Annotated in this window: 2 protein-coding genes and 1 pseudogene; 2 read left to right on the top strand and 1 reads right to left on the bottom strand. The window is 36.6% G+C overall.

The features are described 5' to 3' along the window. The first annotated feature begins 380 nt into the window (after positions 1-380). On the top strand, positions 381-1,214 hold the full coding sequence (locus CUN59_RS17985) for a DUF4351 domain-containing protein (RefSeq protein ID WP_104389139.1): 834 nt from the start codon (positions 381-383) through the stop codon (positions 1,212-1,214). 144 nt (positions 1,215-1,358) lie between these two features. Here CUN59_RS17985 and CUN59_RS17980 read toward each other — a convergent pair whose 3' ends face one another. Beyond that, the gene (locus tag CUN59_RS17980) at positions 1,359-1,565 is read right to left on the bottom strand and encodes a hypothetical protein (RefSeq protein WP_104389138.1); all 207 of its coding nucleotides are present in this window, start codon (positions 1,563-1,565) and stop codon (positions 1,359-1,361) included. A 220-nt stretch (positions 1,566-1,785) separates the two neighbouring features. Between CUN59_RS17980 and CUN59_RS17975 the strand changes: the two are divergent. Next, a pseudogene (locus tag CUN59_RS17975) lies at positions 1,786-1,943 on the top strand (ISAs1 family transposase); the annotation flags it as partial.

The raw sequence follows: 1,943 nt of genomic DNA, 5'->3' as shown, positions 1-1,943 counted from the left end.
GGGTAAGGCTTTCAAGCTGTAGCCTTTGGCTTCTATGAAGTCGAATAAAAATGGAAACTTTCCAAGGACTGCTAAACCCATTTGTCGCGTTCCTCGACTTTGGCTTCTATGAAGTCGAATAAAAATGGAAACCTCTCACCACGGAGGCTGAGAGAATAACAACACCTGCTTTGGCTTCTATGAAGTCGAATAAAAATGGAAACTGGACGGGAGATCAGAGAGTGGCGGTATGTTTTTTTACTTTGGCTTCTATGAAGTCGAATAAAAATGGAAACTTGGGAATAGCTACTATAAATTAGTTATTCCCTGTTTTTTTTATGAATAAAATTTCAACAACGATTTAATCTATAATTAAAAACATAAATTTTTATGATAAATCTATGAGTTTCGACAACATTTGTAAGCTATTAGCAGAAAAATATCCTTTGGATTTTGCCCGGTGGTTACTACCAGAAGAACCGCAAAAAATAAGAGTCTTAAAAACTGAACTAGGTATTGAACCAATACGCGCTGATTTTCTCACCTTCCTGCAAACAGAAAATCAAATATTACACATTGAATTTCAGACCTTAGCAACCTCAACAATTCCTATTCCTTTACGGATGCTAGATTACTATGTCCGATTAACACGCCAATATCAAATTTCCGTCACCCAAGTAGTAATTTTCTTACAAGAAACAAACCACGAAAACGCTTTCACCGAAGCATACATCAGTGACACAACCACTCACCGCTACCGCGTCATCAGAATGTGGGAGCAAGATTCAACCTTCTTTCTCAACAATCTGGCATTATTACCATTAGCACCATTAACCCGCACTAACTCACCCCAAATTTTATTATCTCAGGTTTCCCAAAATGTTGCTAAAATTGCAGATAGAGAAGCTAAACAGAATATTGCAGCTTACACCGAGATTTTAGCCGGTTTACGGTTTGAGAAAACCTTGATTAGTCAACTGTTAAGCGAGGAAATTATGCAAGAGTCAGTAATTTATCAAGATATTTTACAAAAGGGAGAACAAAGAGGAGAACAGAAGGGTGAACAACGAACAATTATACGCTTACTAAATCGTCGTTTTGGAGAAATAGATTCATCATTGATTGATAAAATCAGAATGCTGACAATTGAACAATTAGATAATTTAGCAGACGCATTGTTAGACTTTTCGGATATTGCTGATTTAGTGACTTGGTTAAATCAGCATGAACCCTAACATTTTTTAATTAAAACAACAGATTTGAAACAGAGTCAATAAGAAAAATACCCGGATATTACAAAATTAATACCGGGTATGTTGCAAGTGTTAATTAACTAAACGCAGGTGTTTCCATTTTTATTCAACTTCACAAGAAGCCTGTCAATTCAAAGTTTTATTAGTCAGGGATTTTTTGACAATTGGTGCATTAAAAATGATTGCAAAAACAATCCTTTTATTCGCTTGACGTAACACTTGCAAATATGCAACAGCATCATCACGGCGGCGAAATCTAGCCACAATCATATATTCTTGATTAGCCAGATAACGCACAATACACCACGGATGCAACTGCTCAGAATAAGTCATATTATCCTCCTGACAAGTGCAGTAAGATGCCCCTGTTTTTGACTTTGAATTGACAAGCTTACTGTAAGTCAGGAGGTAATTGATAAGACAGACCAAGATGATATTGACAATTAGAGTTTAATGTGCATTGCTGGGAGTAAAATTTGCAAAACTTGGTCAGGGATTTCCTCAAAATGCTCTAGCATAAAATCCATTAGTGCTAAGTGACGCAAATCATTAATCAGCATTGCACGTTGTTAGTGCCTAGGCAAGTGAACAGAATTTGGTCTTGGCACAGATGAAGGTAGAAGACAAATCGAATGAGATTACAGCTATCCCCGCATTATTAGAATTACTAGATATCAAAGGCTCTATCATCACTATTGATGCCATGGGGAC

This window comes from Cuspidothrix issatschenkoi CHARLIE-1, assembly GCF_002934005.1.
GTDB lineage: Bacteria > Cyanobacteriota > Cyanobacteriia > Cyanobacteriales > Nostocaceae > Cuspidothrix > Cuspidothrix issatschenkoi.
Note: the sequence above shows the minus strand (reverse complement) of the source record. Positions and strands in the feature narration are given on the sequence as shown.

What these genes read in the sequence shown, in the direction of transcription:
- CUN59_RS17980 (WP_104389138.1), bottom strand. Translation starts at nt 1,565, where the DNA reads ATGACTTATTCTGAGCAGTTGCATCCGTGGTGTATTGTGCGTTATCTG.
- CUN59_RS17985 (WP_104389139.1), top strand. Translation starts at nt 381, where the DNA reads ATGAGTTTCGACAACATTTGTAAGCTATTAGCAGAAAAATATCCTTTG.